Annotated in this window: 13 protein-coding genes and 1 pseudogene; 13 read left to right on the top strand and 1 reads right to left on the bottom strand. The window is 60.4% G+C overall.

Annotated features, from left to right (window positions below):
- A pseudogene (locus Q8R75_RS12610) lies at positions 1–313 on the bottom strand (hypothetical protein); the annotation flags it as partial.
- 684 nt (positions 314–997) lie between these two features.
- Here Q8R75_RS12610 and Q8R75_RS12605 point away from each other — a divergent pair.
- The 13 genes from Q8R75_RS12605 to Q8R75_RS12545 all read left to right on the top strand — a co-directional run bounded on the left by Q8R75_RS12605 (position 998) and on the right by Q8R75_RS12545 (position 16,995).
- Positions 998–1,696, top strand: a complete 699-nt coding sequence (locus tag Q8R75_RS12605; protein WP_305614398.1) for a CoA transferase subunit A — start codon at positions 998–1,000, stop codon at positions 1,694–1,696.
- A gap of 1 nt (position 1,697) precedes the next feature.
- A complete protein-coding gene (locus Q8R75_RS12600) occupies positions 1,698–2,345 on the top strand; it encodes a 3-oxoacid CoA-transferase subunit B (RefSeq protein WP_305614399.1) in 648 nt (215 codons plus the stop codon).
- Entirely contained in the window at positions 2,342–2,779 is a 438-nt protein-coding gene (locus Q8R75_RS12595; protein ID WP_305614400.1) for a hypothetical protein, read from the top strand. Before Q8R75_RS12600 ends, Q8R75_RS12595 begins: the two co-directional genes overlap by 4 nt.
- Complete coding sequence (locus Q8R75_RS12590) at positions 2,776–3,372, top strand: peroxiredoxin (protein WP_305614401.1); 597 nt, start codon at positions 2,776–2,778, stop codon at positions 3,370–3,372. The genes Q8R75_RS12595 and Q8R75_RS12590 overlap by 4 nt, the downstream gene beginning before the upstream one ends.
- Before the next feature lie 20 nt (positions 3,373–3,392).
- Positions 3,393–4,022, top strand: a complete 630-nt coding sequence (locus Q8R75_RS12585; protein ID WP_305614402.1) for a glutathione S-transferase family protein — start codon at positions 3,393–3,395, stop codon at positions 4,020–4,022.
- Between the two features lie 32 nt (positions 4,023–4,054).
- Complete coding sequence (locus Q8R75_RS12580; RefSeq protein WP_305614403.1) at positions 4,055–4,708, top strand: glutathione S-transferase; 654 nt, start codon at positions 4,055–4,057, stop codon at positions 4,706–4,708.
- Positions 4,709–5,275: 567 nt separating this feature from the next.
- Positions 5,276–7,423, top strand: coding sequence for a hydantoinase/oxoprolinase family protein (locus Q8R75_RS12575; RefSeq protein WP_305614404.1), 2,148 nt, complete (start codon positions 5,276–5,278; stop codon positions 7,421–7,423).
- A 12-nt stretch (positions 7,424–7,435) separates the two neighbouring features.
- Complete coding sequence (locus tag Q8R75_RS12570; protein WP_305614405.1) at positions 7,436–9,760, top strand: hydantoinase B/oxoprolinase family protein; 2,325 nt, start codon at positions 7,436–7,438, stop codon at positions 9,758–9,760.
- A 38-nt stretch (positions 9,761–9,798) separates the two neighbouring features.
- Entirely contained in the window at positions 9,799–10,305 is a 507-nt protein-coding gene (locus Q8R75_RS12565; RefSeq protein ID WP_305614406.1) for an acetone carboxylase subunit gamma, read from the top strand.
- Positions 10,306–10,516: 211 nt separating this feature from the next.
- Positions 10,517–11,524: a YCF48-related protein gene (locus Q8R75_RS12560; RefSeq protein ID WP_305614407.1), complete on the top strand. Its 1,008-nt coding sequence runs from the start codon at positions 10,517–10,519 to the stop codon at positions 11,522–11,524.
- Positions 11,525–11,541: 17 nt separating this feature from the next.
- On the top strand, positions 11,542–13,944 hold the full coding sequence (locus Q8R75_RS12555) for an MMPL family transporter (protein WP_305614408.1): 2,403 nt from the start codon (positions 11,542–11,544) through the stop codon (positions 13,942–13,944).
- Between the two features lie 87 nt (positions 13,945–14,031).
- Positions 14,032–15,663, top strand: a complete 1,632-nt coding sequence (locus tag Q8R75_RS12550; RefSeq protein ID WP_305614409.1) for a DUF1302 family protein — start codon at positions 14,032–14,034, stop codon at positions 15,661–15,663.
- 15 nt (positions 15,664–15,678) lie between these two features.
- Positions 15,679–16,995 (top strand): DUF1329 domain-containing protein, encoded by a 1,317-nt coding sequence (locus tag Q8R75_RS12545; protein WP_305626040.1) that lies wholly within the window; start codon positions 15,679–15,681, stop codon positions 16,993–16,995.
- Positions 16,996–16,997: the final 2 nt, after the last annotated feature.

Raw genomic sequence — 16,997 nt, 5'->3', positions numbered from 1 at the left:
TGTTGATGTTCTTCTTCGACCACTCCACGTACTTCGGATCCATCTCGATCTTCTTCGAGTTGGCGAGCTTGATGGTCGTGTTGTAGTTCTTGATCATCCACTCGAGCTTTTCCGGAACCATGCTGGCGATGGTCTTGTTCTCGAAGGTGTCGTTCTTGATGCTGTCGTAGTTTTCCTTGTTGATCACGAAGCCTGCGGGAAGCTCTTTCGCGAAGGCCGGGCTCGCGCCCAATCCGATCGCTAGCGTGATTGCGCCTGCGACGCCTGTTCGCAGCGCGCTGCGACGTAACGTCTGGTTGCCCTGGTTTTGCATCGTCTCCTACTCCGTTGGTCTGTGGTTCAGGATCAAACGAAAGATCGGTGTCCGGTGAAATCCGTCAGCGGGGAGCGCTTCTGAATTCCGCCGTGGCCGATGTCTGACTGAAGGGTGATGCGTGTCGCCCGCGACCTCCCTACATGTCCACCTCCCGGACCGGGGGCGGACGATGCGGCGTTGCGCTGTCATGACGGTGAGGTCAGTGCCGTCCGGCAGCCTTGCATGGGGTGGGTATCCTGCACGGGACAAGAATTCGCAACCATTGCGCAGAGTGGCGTGTGGTGTGGCAAGGAACGCGGCACTCTGCCCCGCGCCGACACGGCATCGCGCTGGATCGGGAATCTCGTACATGCCAATGCCGCCGCACTGCCGCGGGGGCGTTTGCAGGCATTCATCATTGACGGTGTCTGTAGACATGCGCGCTCATCCGGATGCAATCGGTCGGCTGAAAGTCGAACCCCGGACTGTCGGCGCCGGACGATTTCCGGACTGCACACCGTCCGGACATGTCGTCACGCTTCGGATACACACCTTTTTGGGTTTCAAAAACAAGGGTTTGTAATGAGTGCGGTGCAGCATGCCCGCGCAGGCACAGGCTTTGCTGGCCGCTACTGCTGGTCGGCGGCACACCGACGCGGAGTGCTGCGACCAAAAGTGCATGCAGGCACAAGGAGGAGGCAGATGAAAAAGCTTTACCCGGACGCGGTCACCGCGCTCAAGGGATTGATCAGCGACGGACATACGCTTGCGGTGGGCGGTTTTGGTCTGTGCGGCATTCCGGAACTGTTGATCAACGCAGTGGCGGACAGCGGTGTGTCGAACCTGACGGTGATCAGCAACAACGCCGGTATCGATGGCGTGGGTCTCGGGCGGTTGCTCGACAACCGTCAGGTGCGCCGCATGATTGCTTCATACGTCGGCGAGAACGAGGAATTCGAGCGTCAGCTGCTGTCCGGCGAACTGGAAGTCGAACTGACACCCCAGGGCAGTCTGGCCGAGAAGCTGCGCGCCGGCGGCGCCGGCATCCCGGCTTTCTACACGCGCACCGGCGTCGGTACGCCGGTGGCGGACGGCAAGGAAACGCGCGAATTCGACGGCCATCGCTACCTGCTTGAACACGCCTTGCACGCCGACGTGTCGCTGGTGAAGGCGTGGAAGGCCGACGAGTCGGGCAACCTGATCTACCGCAAGACCGCGCGCAACTTCAATCCGATGGTGGCGACTGCCGGCAAGGTGACCGTGGTCGAAGTCGAGGAACTCGTGCCGACCGGCGCGCTGGATCCGGACCAGATCCATACGCCCGGCATCTTCGTGCATCGCATCATCGTGAATACCGCACCGCTGAAGCGCATCGAAAAACTCACCACAAGGCAGCAATGAAATGGCCTGGACACGAGACGACATGGCGCGCCGCGCCGCGCGCGAGCTGAAAGATGGCTACTACGTGAATCTGGGCATCGGCATGCCCACGCTGGTGGCCAACCACATCCCTGAAGGTATGGATGTCTGGCTGCAATCGGAAAACGGACTGCTCGGCATCGGGCCCTTTCCGCTTGAAAGCGAAGTCGATGCCGATCTGATCAATGCCGGCAAGCAGACGGTCAGCACCATCCCCGGCAGCAGCTTCTTCAGCAGCGCTGATTCGTTCGGAATGATCCGCGGGGGCCACATCAATCTGGCCATTCTGGGCGCGATGCAGGTCAGCGAACACGGCGACCTGGCGAACTGGATGATTCCGGGCAAGCTGGTCAAGGGCATGGGCGGCGCGATGGATCTGGTGGCCGGCGTGCAGCGTGTGATCGTGCTGATGGACCACTGCAGCAAGGCGGGCGAGCACAAGATACTGAGGAACTGTGATCTTCCGCTGACCGGTGTCGGCGTGGTCAATATGATCATTTCCGATCTGTGCGTGCTGGCGGTCACGCCGGACGGACTGGAACTGCGCGAACTCGCGCAGGGTGTCAGCCTGGAAGAGGTGCAGGAAAAGACCGGCGCTGCGATCCACACCGCCCCGGTGGTGATGCGATGAAACCGGCGGCCGCTTCGACGAAGTCGGCCGCGCCGACCGCTGATGCGGGGCGCCTCCTCAGCCGCGAACAACTGGTCGAAGGCTACGGCCTGCCACTGAGCCGTTTCGGTGTTTTCGAAGCGCTCGGCATCATCGCGCCCGATGGCGACAACGGCTTCCGCTGCGACGACGACGATCGGCTGATCATTGCGGCGGCGGCGGTTCAGCTCGGCTTCGACCAACGCGAGCTGGCCGAGTTGATGGCGCTTTACGACAACACGGCCTTGCCGGATCGTGCTCTGCCGCGCTTCATGAAGTTGCTCGCGAGCTACCAGCGTCTGATGGCGTGGCGGCATCCGGAAGGCTGTGATCCGGAAACGCTGGCGAGCCTTGCGCGTCGCCCCTTCCGCGCCGAACAGTTCGGTTCCGGCGAATCTGGAAAGGGCCGGACGTGAGTGCGCTGGTCGGGCGCGGTGCGCCTGAATTCACGGAGAGCGCGGTCTGGCCCGACAATGATTTCCGGCCGTTTCGCCTCGCAGACTATCGGGGGCGGTATGTGGTGCTGTTTTTCTACCCGCTCGACTTCACCTACGTCTGTCCGTCGGAGCTGATTGCGTTCGAGCATCGCATGGCCGAGTTCTCGCGGCGTCAGGTCGATGTCGTCGGCTGTTCGATCGACTCGACCTTTTCCCACCTCGCATGGAAGAAGACGCCGCGGGAGGAGGGCGGAGTCGGTCAGCTGGGCTATCCGCTGATCGGTGACGTGACCCATTCGGTGGTTCGCGCCTTCGACGTTGAAGGCCCGACCGGCGTGGCACTGCGCGCCACCTTCCTGATCGATCGGGAAGGTATCGTGCAGCACCAGATCGTCAACAGTCTCGCCATCGGGCGGGATATCGACGAACTTCTGCGCGTGATCGATGCGCTGCAGCACACTGAGCGCAACGGCGAAGTGTGTCCGGCAGGCTGGCAGAAGGGCAGGGTCGGCGTAATGCCGACAGATCGCGGTGTGGCCAAGTACCTCGCCGAACATTCGGACATGTTGTGACAACAAGGAGGATAGCCCCGATGAAACTGTATGACTGGCATGCAGCACCCAACCCGAAGCGCGCCCGCATGTGCATCGCTGAAAAGGGTCTCGACATCGAAATCATCGAGGTCGGCGGGGATGACCTGAAGCTGCGCCCCGACTACATCGCCAGGTTTCCGCAGGCCATGGTGCCGATGCTGGAACTCGACGACGGACGGCGGCTGGGCGAGTCCATTGCCATCGCGCGCTACATTGACGAGTTGTATCCGTCGCCGCCGATGTTCGGTCGCAACGCCTACGAACGCGGCGTCGTCGAAATGTGGGAGCGTCGTGCCTTTGACGAAGGCATGATGGCTGCCGGCGAGGTGTTCCGCAACACGCACGAAGCCTTCATTGATCGCGGTCTGCCTGGCTTTGCCTTGCCGGTGCCGCAGATTCCGGCGCTGGTCGATCGTGGCCGCATGCGCCTTGATCTGTTCTTCCGCAAGTTCGACGAGCAACTTGCCAAAAACCGCTTCATCGCGGGAGACATGTTCTCGATCGCAGACTGCACGTTGTTCTGCAGCATCGAATTCGCCTTCTGGTCCGACATCAAGATTCCGGCCGACTGCAGGAATCTGCAGCGCTGGTTCGACGAAGTCAGCGCCCGTCCGAGCGCCAAGGCCTGATCCGGCGATCTGACCACTCAGGGGATGCGCAGGTGATCGATCTTTACACCGCTCCGACACCCGAAGGCTGGAAGGTGTCGATCGCGCTCGAAGAGCTGCGCCTCCCCTACACCGTTCATCCCGTCGACGCCTGCAGCGATCCGCAGCTCGCGCCCGACTTTCTGCGCACTCGCCCGTGCGGTTGCGTGCCGGCCATCGTCGATCGTGCAGCCGGTGATCACGCGGTGATCGAGTCAAGGGCAATCCTGCTCTACCTGGCCGACAAGACCGGACGCCTGATGCCGCGCGACGAAGCCGGGCGCACCCGGGTCGAGCAGTGGCTTGCTCCGGATTTCGCCAACCCCGTGTCGGGCAGCCCAGCCACCGGGGCACGACGCGTCACGTCTGACCCCGCCGGCAATGGCGGCGCCTCGCGCAGCGAACTGCGCGCGCTGTTCGCCCGTCTCGATGCGCAGTTGCAGACAGATGACTACCTCGCCGGCACCTTCAGCATCGCCGATATCGCCCAGTGGGCCTGCGTGCGCATGCATGCCTGGTCCGGCATCGACATGACGCCCTACCGCGCGCTGGCGCGCTGGATCGAACGGATATCCGCGCGGGACGCGTGCCGACGCGGTGTCTCCGTGCCGCGACCGTTCGAACCGGCCGAACAGGTCTATCGCGTCAAATCGATCCTCTTGCGCTGAGCACCCGCATCCGGACCGCCGTCCGGCGCTCTTCCGGCGGCTCGCGAAGCCGCGATCCGCAACGTGGAAGTGCCGGCGTTTTCGCCCACCGGTTTGCCCCTCGGAACACCGTTCGAATGAACGTTCGTTCATTCAATTCGCTGCGCGTCGAAGTTGCTCTCATGTCGGCCGCATCGCGTTGCAACGATGGACCTTTGCGCGCGCTTGGCGTCGGCAAGCCGTTTCAAGCGATATGGCATGTTGCGTCGCAACATACGGCTGCCGCTTGAAGACCGCCGTTCTGCATGCGTCCGGACGGACTGTCCGACCGACAGACGGTCCGCTTCGGGCAAGCCGTCCGAATTCCATCCGTCCGGACGCCGTACGGTTTCGGTGGCTGTTGATCGATGCAGATCGGTAATTCATATAAAACAAATAGTTGCCCTTGTTTTACGTGACCGAATGCACGCTGGCACTGTCCTTGCAGAGAAGAAGTGTTCGATTGCACGACAGTCGATCAGAAAAGGCCGGTCCGTCCGGGCGGGCCGGAAGCAAACACAGGCAGGTTAATTAAATGGAGACGTGGAGATGACGATCGAAAACTCGTCGGTTCAGGTGCTGGGGATTGATGCAGGCGGCACCATGACTGACACCTTTTTTGTCCGTGCTGACGGCCGCTTCGTGGTCGGCAAAGCACAAAGCAATCCCGAGGATGAATCCTTGGCGATCTACAACTCTTCGGTCGATGCATTGGCGCATTGGGGCCGCGAAGTTGACGATGTGTATCCGGAGCTGGTGACCTGCGTGTATTCGGGTACCGCCATGCTGAACCGTGTTTTGCAGCGCAAGGGCCTCGATGTCGGCCTGATCTGCAACAAGGGTTTCGAGCAGGTTCACTCGATGGGCCGCGCACTGCAGAGCTACCTCGGCTACGCCCTCGAAGACCGCATTCACCTGAACACCCACCGCTACGACGCGCCGCTGGTGCCGATTTCGCGCACCCGTGGCGTGACCGAGCGTACGGACGTTCAAGGCAAGATCGTGATCCCGCTGCGGGTCGAAGAAGTCCGTCAGGCTACGCGTGAGCTGGTTGAAGCCGGTTCCAAGGCCATCGTGATCTGCCTGCTTCAGTCGCACAAGAATGAAGACAGCGAAAAGCTGGCTCGCGACGCCTGCAAGGAAGAGCTGAAGAAGCTCGGTGCCGACATTCCTGTTTTCGCCTCGGTGGACTACTACCCGCAGCGCAAGGAAAGTCACCGCATGAACACCACGATTCTGGAAGCCTACGGCGCAGAACCGTCGCGTGCGACCCTGAAGCTGGTGAGCGACCGTTTCAAGAAGCACGGCGCCAAGTTCGACCTGCGCGTGATGGCTACGCACGGCGGCACGATCAGCTGGAAGGCCAAGGAACTGGCCCGCACCATCGTGTCCGGCCCGATCGGCGGCGTGATCGGTTCGAAGATGCTGGGTGAAGCGCTCGGCGACGAGAATATTGCCTGCTCGGATATCGGCGGCACGTCGTTCGACGTCGCACTGATCACCAAGGGTTCGTTCGCGATCAAGTCCGATCCGGACATGGCGCGTCTTGTGCTGTCGCTGCCGCTGGTGGCGATGGATTCGGTCGGTGCCGGTGCAGGTTCGTTCGTGCGTATCGATCCGTACTCGAAGTCGATCAAGCTGGGCCCGGACAGTGCTGGCTACCGCGTCGGCACCTGCTGGCCGGAAAGCGGTCTGGAAACCGTGTCGGTGTCGGACTGCCACGTCGTGCTGGGCTATCTGAACCCGAACAACTTCCTCGGCGGCCTGATCAAGCTCGACGTGCAGCGCGCCCGCGATCACATCAAGGCACAGATCGCTGATCCGCTCGGCTTGTCGGTTGAAGATGCAGCAGCCGGCGTAATCGAACTGCTCGACCTGACGCTGTCGGAATACCTGCGTGCCAACATCAGTGCCCGCGGTTACAACCCGACCGAATTCACCTGCTTCTCGTACGGCGGCGCCGGCCCGGTTCACACCTACGGCTACACCGCTGGCGTGGGCTTCAAGGATGTCGTCGTTCCGGCATGGGCGGCTGGCTTCTCCGCTTTCGGTTGCGCCTGCGCCGATTTCGAATACCGCTATGACAAGTCGGTTGACCTGGCAGTGCCGCAGCACGGCACCGACGCCGCCAAGATTGCTGCCTGCAAGGTGCTCCAGGAAGCTTGGGCCGAGCTGGCTTCGAAGGTGGTCGAAGAGTTCATCATCAACGGCTACAAGGCTGAAGATGTGCTGCTGATCCCGGGTTACAAGATGCAATACACCGGTCAGCTGAACGACCTCGAAATCATTTCCCCGATCACCAATGCAGCGACTGCAGCGGACTGGGACAAGATCGTCGAAGCGTTCGAAACCACCTACGGCCGCGTGTATGCCAATTCGGCACGTTCGCCGGAACTGGGCAATTCGGCTACCGGCGCGATCATGCGCGGTACCGTCGTGACGCAGAAGCCGGTACTGCCGGAAGATCCGGATGGTGGCCCGACGCCGCCGGCCGAAGCTTTCCTCGGAACGCGCCCGTTCTACCGCCACAAGAAGTGGGTCGATGCCAAGCTGTACAAGATGGAATTGCTGAAGGCCGGCAACCACATCGTCGGACCCGCCATCATCGAATCGGACGCCACGACCTTCGTCGTGCCGAATGGTTTCGAGACCACGGTCGACAAGCACCGCCTGTTCCATCTCAAAGAAGTCAAGTGAGGAGAAACAACCATGAATATGTTGAGTAACACCGAAACCGGTTTTGCCGATCTGCTGAAGAACGGCCAGACGCTGTCGCAGTTCCGTGGCGACGTCATCGAGCGCACCAATACGACCGGCTACTACAACGGCCTGGAAAAGCTCGAATTGCGTGAACGCGATCCGATCGGCTACGAGAAGCTGTTCTCGAAGCTGCGTGGCGGTCTGGTTCACGCACGTGAAACCGCCAAGAAGATTGCAGCCAGCCCGATCGTCGAGCAGGAGGGCGAGCTGTGCTTCACGCTGTACAACGCGATCGGCGACTGCGTTCTGACCTCGACCGGCATCATCATCCACGTCGGCACGATGGGCGCTGCGATCAAGTACATGATCGAAAACAACTGGGAAGCCAATCCCGGCATCGCCCCGGGTGACATGTTCACCAACAACGACTGCGCCATCGGCAACGTCCACCCGTGCGACATCGCGACCATCGTCCCGATCTTCCACGAAGGTCGTCTGATCGGCTGGGTGGGTGGTGTGACGCACGTGATCGACACCGGTGCCGTGACGCCGGGTTCGATGTCGACCGGCCAGACCTCGCGTTTCGGCGACGGCTACATGATCACCTGCCGCAAGACCGGTGTGAATGACACCCCGCTGCGCGACTGGCTGCACGAGTCGCAGCGTTCGGTCCGTACGCCGAAGTACTGGATCCTGGACGAGAAGACCCGTATCGCCGGCTGCCACATGATCCGCGAACTGGTTGAAGAAGTGATCGCGGCTGACGGCATCGAATCGTACGAAAAGTTCTGCTACGAAGTCATCGAAGAAGGTCGTCGCGGCCTGATGATGCGTATCAAGGACATGACGATTCCGGGCGTCTATCGGAAGGTCGCCTTCGTCGATGTGCCTTACGCGCACGAAGACATCGGTGTGTCGAGCAAGTTTGCCAAGCTTGATTCGATCATGCACTCGCCGTGCAAGATGACGATCAAGCAAGACGGCAAGTGGCGCCTAGACTTCGAAGGCGCAAGCCGTTGGGGCTGGCATACCTTCAACGCCCACCAGGTCGCTTTCACCAGCGGCATGTGGGTGATGATGTGCCAGACGCTGGTTCCGACCCAGCGTATCAACGACGGTGCCTACTTCGCCACCGAATTCCGCCTGCCGAAAGGCACATGGTGCAACCCGGACGACCGCCGCACCGGCCACGCCTATGCATGGCACTTCCTGGTTTCGGGTTGGTCGGCGCTGTGGCGTGGTCTGTCGCAGGCTTACTTCAGCCGCGGCTACCTCGAAGAAGTCAATGCCGGTAACGCCAACACGTCGAACTGGCTGCAGGGCGGCGGCATCAACCAGGACGGCGAGATTCACGCGGTCAACAGCTTCGAAGCGTCGTCGTGCGGTACCGGTGCATGCGCCGTCAAGGACGGTCTGAACCACGCTGCCGCCATCTGGAATCCGGAAGGCGACATGGGCGACATCGAAATCTGGGAAATGGCAGAACCCCTGCTGTACCTGGGTCGCAATGTGAAGGCCAACTCCGGCGGCTATGGCAAGTACCGTGGCGGCTGCGGCTTCGAAACGCTGCGCATGGTGTGGAATTCCCAGGACTGGTCAATGTTCTTCATGGGCAACGGCTACATGAACAGTGACTGGGGTCTGATGGGTGGTTACCCGTCGGCAACCGGCTACCGCTTCGAAGCCCACAACACGGGTCTCGAGCGCCGCATCGCCAATGGCGAAGCGATCCCGCTGGGCGCCGATCTGGATCCGGGCCTGCACACCTACGAGCAGAGCATCGATGCAACGTCGCTCGTCAAGCGCGACAAGCAGTGCATGACGACGGAAGACTGCTACGCCAACCACGATCTGTACCTGAACTACCTGCGTGGTGGCCCGGGCTTCGGCGATCCTCTGGACCGCGATGTCAAGTCGATCGAGAAGGACCTGAACGAGTTGTTCCTGCTGCCGGAATTCGCTGCCAAGGTCTATGCCGCCGTCGTGACGCAGAACGCCAAGGGTGTCTACACGGTTGATGCTGCCAAGACCGCTGCCCGCCGTGCCGAATTCCGCAAGGAACGTATCGCACGCTCGGTGCCGACCCGCGAGTGGATGAAGGAAGAGCGCGCCCGCATCATCAGCAAGCATGCTTCCACGCCGGTTCAACACATGTTCGCCACCAGCTTCGCACTGTCGGAGGTGTTCAAGAACGAATTCAAGACGTTCTGGAATCTGCCGGCCGACTGGGACGTGCTGGAAACCGAGCTGGGTGTTCCGTCGTACGGGTCCAAGTTCCGTATGGACCTGTCGTTGATGCCGGACGTCCGTACCATCGTCCAGGTCGAAGAATAATTTCCGACCTGAACGTTAAGCGAATCTAGGAGTAGCAAATGTCGACTTACAACAAAGAGCAAGTAGCACACCTGGCCGCGGGCACCCTCGACTGGGATACAACGTTCCGCATGCTGCAGATGCCGAAGGACAAGGCACGCTTCAGCATGTACGTGGAAGCACTGCAGGCGAAGTTGACCTTCCCGGATCGCATCGTCCTTCCGCTGGGCCCGCATCTGTACATCGTGCAGTCGGCCAAGAACAAGCAGTGGATCGTCAAGTGCGATTGTGGCCACGAATTCTGCGGCTACAAGGAAAACTGGAAGCTGTTCGCCAACATCTACGTACGCGACACGCCAGAAGCAATGGCCGACGTTTATCCGGCGCTGATGGCTCCGGACACGAAGTGGCAGGTTTATCGCGAGTACTACTGCCCGAGCTGCGGCACGATGCACGACGTCGAGGCTCCGACCCCGTGGTACCCGGTGATCCATGACTTCGAGCCGGACATCGAAACGTTCTACAAGGAGTGGGTGGGCATGCCCTTACCCGAACGCGCTGCCTGAACAAGGTACGCGTGGCCCCTGACCGGAGGAGGTCAGGGGCCAGTTCGCAGCCGGCTACAGCCGGCTGCGTTCCTCCAAACACCCTGTACTTGATGCCGGCAGAGCCGAAACGCTCTACACCGCCGTAGGGAACGGTCGCGCCGAACATCGAAAACAGGTCATGAAAAGCGTCGCGCGCAGAGCACGAAATGACGCGTGAAGGAGACTGAAGATGCAACAGGCAAGAGACTCTGGCGGTGGTGTTCAGAAGATACTGAGCATCATTACTCAATTACTTCCGATCATCATTATTGGCGGTCTTCTATACGCCGGCTTCTTCGTCAAGGCGGAAGCAGTCATCACCAAGGTTGAACCCAAGCCGATCGAACGGCGGGACAACTTCTTCAGCGTCATTACCCCCACAGAGCAGATTGCCTGGGCCGCTGGTACGGCTGGCAAGATCGTCCGTTCCGACGATGGCGGCAAGACCTGGCTCCGGCAGCCCACGCCTACGCTCGTGAACCTGCAGGGCATCGCAGCCTGGGACACACAGACGGCGGTCGCAGCGGGTAACGAAGGCACGATCCTGCACACCACTGATGGCGGCGCCAGCTGGAAAATCGCAAACACACCGAAGTCCGAAAATCCCAACAAGCTTTTCCGTGTCCGCGTGTTCGGCGACACGGCGTGGGCCGTTGGCGAGTTCTCCGGGCTCTACAAATCCACCGACAAGGGCGCGAACTGGACGCGGCTGCTGCCGGAAGATGACCGCGCGCTGAACGCCATCTTCTTCGTCGGCCAGTCAGGCTGGGCCGTAGGTGAAGTCGGCACGATCCTGCGTACCGAAGACGGCGGCGAAACGTGGACCCACGTTGACGTCGACAACCAGGTCAGTCTGATGTCAGTCACGTTCCGCGATGCGACGCACGGCGTCGCCGTCGGCTTGACCGGGACGCTGCTGGTGACCGATGACGCAGGTTTGACGTGGCGTTCGGTACCGGGACTCACGCGCGAACACCTGCTCGATGTCATCTGGGATGAAGGCAGCTGGATTGCTGTCGGCGACAAAGGCGTGAAGGTCACCTCGAACGCGGATGCGACCGAGTGGACCGCCGGGCGACTCGCCGAAGGCGATGTTGCGTGGCGCACCCAGATCGTCCGGGCCGGCTCGAAGTACTTCGTGGCTGGCGCAAATCTCGGAATTCTCGAAGACGGCAAGATCACCGTCGTCGGTCGATAGCAGGCAAGGAGAATCGCGTGAAAAATACTACTTTCAGCAAGGTCGAACATGCGTTCGCATTGCTGATCAAGAATCGGATTCCGGTCGTACTCGCGGTCCTGATTGCAACGGTCGTCATGGCCTATCTCGCTTCGTTCGTCGAGGTGAAGACAGTGTTCAGCGATCTGCTCCCGAAGAATCATCCCTACGTGGAGGTCAATCAGAAATTCAAGTCCACCTTCGGCGGCTCGAACATGGTCAGCATCATGGTCGAAGTCAAGGATGGCGATATTTTCAAGAGGGAAGTGCTTGAAAAGGTCCAGAAGTTGACGGTCGGTCTGCAGCAGGTCGATGCGGTCGATACCTACCAGATCGTTTCCATCGCATCCAAGAAGACAAAGGAAGTCCGCGCATCTACCGAGGGGGTTGAATCGCGCCCGATCATGTGGCCGCGACTGCCTGCGGACGACAAGGAGATGGCGATCCTGCGTGAGGCGGTGTTGAACAACCCGCTGATCTATGGGCCTTACGTGTCGATCGACCTGAAGGCTACGCTGATCACGGCTGACTTCCTTGATACGGAAATCAACTACAGCAAGGCTTTCGATCAGATCATGGGTCTGGTCAAGGAAGCCGAGGGCGATGGCGTGCTGGTTCGCGTCGTCGGTGAGCCGGTGCTGTATGGCTGGGTCAATTTCTACCTCGACGAAACGATTCAGATCTTCTTCGCCGCCATCGCATCGCTCGTTCTGATCCTGCTGCTGATCACGCGTACCGTGCATGGGACGATCATTCCGTTGATCGCGGCCATCATCAGCGCCTGCTGGGCGCTTGGTGCTGCAAAGCTGATGGGATTCCACCTTGATCCGCTGGTCATCGTGGTGGCCTTCCTGATCACGGCGCAGGCGATCTCGAATTCGGTGCAGCTGATTTCGCGCTTCGACGATGAAATCGCGCACGGTACGGCCAAAGCTTCTGACGCAGCGGTGGCGAGCGCCAAGCATCTGTTCAAGCCCAGTCTGCTGGCGATCGTTGCTGACGCGGGTTGTGTGCTGGTGGTGGCGCTGACCCCGATTCCGATGCTCGAGAAGATTTCCTACATCGGCACGGTCTGGATTTTCGCGATCTTCATCGGCGCGCTGATCATGACGCCGGTGCTGCTGTCGTGGTTCAACCCGCGCAGGAATGCCGACGGTTCGTACGGTCACCGATTCGTGCATCCGATCAATATCCGCCCGGTGTTGATGGTCATTCTCAATCTCGCTTCCAGCATCGTGGTCACGAAGGCACGGTTCGTTGTGCTTGGCGTGGCGCTGGCGGTGTTTGCAGTGTCGTTCTGGTACTCGTTCAACCTGAAGGTGGGTGACGCGAATCCGGGATCGCCGATTCTGTGGCCGGATTCCCAATACAACACTGATGCAGCTGACATCAACCGCCAGTTCCAGGGCTCGGATCGCATGTTCGTTGTGATCGCAGGCAAGGAAAAGGGCGCGTTGCGCGAGCCGGAAGTGCTGCAGAGCATGGCCAACTTCCAGCGCTACATGGAAGCCCAGCCGGAAGTCGGCGGCAGCATTTCGCTAGCCGACATCCTGCCGCAGGTGCGTCGCGTGCTGCGCGAAGGCAACCCGATGTACGGAGAGCTTGGCAATGACGCGGGCGAGAACGGCGAGCTGACCTACATGTTCGTGTCGGGTTCCGACCCGGGTGACATGGATCGCTACGCTGACAGCGATGCGCTGAACGGAGCTGTCACGCTGTTCTTCCGCGATCACCAGGGTGAAACGATCCGTACTGCCGTGGCACGTGTGCAGGATTACGTGAAGCAGAACCCGATCGAGAACGCCGAGTACCTGCTTGCAGGCGGTCTGGTCGGTGTGCTGGCAGCGGTGAATGAAGTGATTCTCGCTGGCCAGATCGAAGCCATCGCGCTTGCGCTGCTGGTGCTGGTCGTGTGCTGCACGGTGACCTTCCACTCGATGGTCGCCGGGGTGTTCTTCATGATCCCCGTGATGTTGTCGAACACGATCACGTTCAGCTACATGGCTTACAACGACATCGGGATGAACATCAATACCTTGCCTGTCGTGGCGCTGGGTATCGGTCTGGGGGTGGATTACACCTTCTACATCGTCGATGGCATCCGCGAGGAACTGCACCTGCATGACAACGTCGAGAAGGCCATCCTGAACTGCCTGACCAGTCAGGGGCGTGGTGTGTTGCTGACCGCGCTGACGCTGATCACCAGCGTGGGCCTGTGGAGCTTCTCCTCACTCAGGCTCCAGGCAGACATGGGCTTGCTGATCGCTCTGTGGCTCTTCATTTCGGCCTTCAGCGCGTTGTTCATCATGCCGGCAATCGTATATGTGTTCCGCCCCGCGTTCGTCGTGGGGAGCAAAGAGCGCCCGATCGAGCGCGCCGAGGGATCTGCAGTAGTTGTGTGAGGGCCGCTTGCCTCGCCCGGCATCACACACGATGCCGGGCGTGAGCAGATGGCTCATGGGTAGTGCCAAAACGGAGGGAATGGAGACATGAGAAGAAGCAAAATCTTCAGGCAGACCGGACCGGGTCTGGCTGTTGCAGCTGTGCTGGCCGGGATGGGTATGCCCGTCGCAAATGCCGCTGGCCTCGAGGGAACGTGGGCAGGACGTGACGACTTTACCTGGGCACTGAGCGGCTATGTGCGCGCCTGGGCTTCGATGAATCTGGAAGACAACCCCGAACTCAGCCGGGTAGGCAAGGACAGCGCAGGCAAGCTGTCGATGCTGCGTGGCTCCTTGCTGCTTGACCTGGACGTGAAGACCGGCCCGGTGAAGTGGAAGGCCATTGGCCGTCTCGATCGGGAATACAAGACGAACTACTTGTCCGATCTCGAAGAACTGCGCTCCGATGGCAGCGCCAACGCTTTTGGCGTTGCGAGCACCGGTGGAAAGAGCATTACCGAAAACTACAACAACGGCGATATCCGCGAATTCTGGGCTGAAGTACCGATCGGCGAGCGCGTGACCGTGAAGTTCGGCAAGCAGCAGCTGGTCTGGGGCGAATCCGACTTCTTCCAGGCGATGGATCTGGTACACGGCTACGACTACAGCTGGCGCCTGTTCTTCGAAGGCGAGAACGAAGAATGGCGCAAGCCGTTGATCCTGTTGTCGACCAAGATCCGCATTCCGGAAGCAAAGGGTCTGATCGCGGCCTACATCCGTCCGGGCTGGGATCGCTGCGAAGACATCGGCAATACCTACGACATCAACGGCGGCCGCTGGTTTTTCCAGCCGTACCGTGGCTTTGACCTGAGCTCAGGTACGAGCAAGAACTGCGATCACAAGGATGGTGACCAGGATGACGTGACCGGCGGTATCCGCTGGAATGGCGAGGCCTACGGTCTGAACTACTCGGTTGCTTATCTGACCACGTTTGCTGCCGACCCGGTAGCGAGCGCTGGCTTGGCTCCGGGCGGTTTGGGTGGTGTCGCTCATCAAGGCGTCGCGAACAACGAGCTGCTGTTTCAGCGCATTCACCCGAAGATCGATGTTCTGGGCGTGACGGTCAGCGGATACAGTGAAACGCTTGACGCCGTGCTGAGTGCGGAAGTCGCCTACACGAAGGACCAGCCTTACAACGCTGGCGTGGGTGGCTTTACGGAAGGGAACTACATCACGCGTGGTGGCGGTTTGTGTACGGCTGGCCTTGGTCTTTGCGAAATCGTGAAGAAGGACACCTTGCGTACGATGCTTCGTATCGACAAGGACCTGAACTTCCAGGACCTGCTCGGCACGTCGCGCCCGTCGTTCTCGTCGATCCAGCTGTTCAACACGCAAGTGCTGAACTATGACGGCAACGAACAGCTTGTTCGCCTGTTTGCCTATGGCACGCCGCTGAACGAGCACAACACCATCCTGACGCTGTTCACGGGCTTGAACTACAAGAACGACACGATCAACCCGGGTCTTGCAGTGGGTTTTGATCTGTCCAACGGTGGTGGCTTTGCAATCCCGAGTGTGTCGGTCGTATTCGACGACAAATGGGTAGCCAAGGCTGAAGCGGATATTTTCTGGGATGGTGGCAAGAGCAATCGTCAGCAGTTCAGCGGTGGCGAGTCGCAACTGTTCGGCTACTTCAGCCGTGCCAGTCAGCTCGTGCTTCGTGTGACCCGTCAGTTCTGATCAAAGGAAAGAGACATGATGAAGATGAGTACCCAATCCCGTAGCAACCTTGCTCGCACCGGCGTGGCCGGCGCGATCGCGTTGATGCTCGCAGCCGGTGCCGGTCAGGCCTTCGCGAAGGAACTGGCCGCAGGCTTCGTGATCAACAAGGAAAACTACGACAGCATCAAGAACGACACCTTCGAGAACAAGACCATCGCCAGCATGGTTCCGGAAAAGCTCGAGTGGATGATCAAGAACTACAACACGACCATCAAGCTCGCCAATTCGAAGAAGATCGAGATGGATCCGAAGTACGTGGAGTGGTCGAAGAAGAACATCAACACGGTGAAGTTCAATCCGGCTGACCGTACGGTGTCCGGATGGGAAGCCGGCATGCTGTTCCCGCCGGAAACCATCAAGATGGACGACCCGCACGCTGGCGACAAGGTGATCTGGAACCTGCGCGCCGCGACCTACGGCGCCACGATGGACCTGCGCGACATCGCCTGGGCCTTCCTGGACGCGAAGAAGGGTTACGAGCGGGTGCAGGCCTTCCAGTCGCGCCGCTACTACATGGAAGGGCGTCTGGACGGCGGCCCGATCACGGTCGGCAAGGGCGATGTTTCGCAGAAGACCTACTTCGTGGCGACCTACCCGCAGGACATCCGCGGTCTGGGCCTGTTCTCGGTGCGTTACAACCAGGCTGACTCGAAGGTGCCGGATGATTCCTATGCCTATCTGAAGTCGGTACGTCGTGTGCGTCGCCTGTCGGGCGGCGCGTGGATGGACCCGATCGGCGGCACCGACCAGCTGTACGACGACTGGGACATCTGGGATGCCGCTCCGACGAAGTACAAGTCGAACAAGTTGCTGGAAAAGCGCTGGGTTCTGGCCATCGCGCACAGCCCGGAAATCAGCGTGGACGTGAAGCAGCCCTTCACCGAGCCGGCCAAGCGCTTCCCGCGCATCGGCATCGACATTCCGCCGCACTTCAACCCGGCGCCGGACATCGGCTGGGAGCCGCGTGAAGTGTACGTGGTCGAAGGCGTGTGCCCGGACGAGCATCCGTACAGCAAGAAGACCGTGTACATGGAAGTGGACTTCCCGCGTCCGTACCTCGGCTTCGCGCTCGACCGCAAGGGCGAATTCTGGAAGATGTTCATTTTCCAGAATCGGCCTGACACCGGCGACGACGGCTACAAGGCGGTCATGCCGGTGATCGGACACATCATCGACGTCAAGCGTGGCCACGCCACCAACTGGTCGTCGAACATGAAGTCCAATCCGGCGGGCGTCAAGGAAACCGACGTGTCGCTCAACGTGCTGGAAGAAGTCGCAACCGGCAAGTAAGC

Source organism: Methyloversatilis sp. (assembly GCF_030696805.1).
In the GTDB taxonomy this organism is placed as follows: Bacteria; Pseudomonadota; Gammaproteobacteria; order Burkholderiales; family Rhodocyclaceae; genus Methyloversatilis.
Note: the sequence above shows the minus strand (reverse complement) of the source record. Positions and strands in the feature narration are given on the sequence as shown.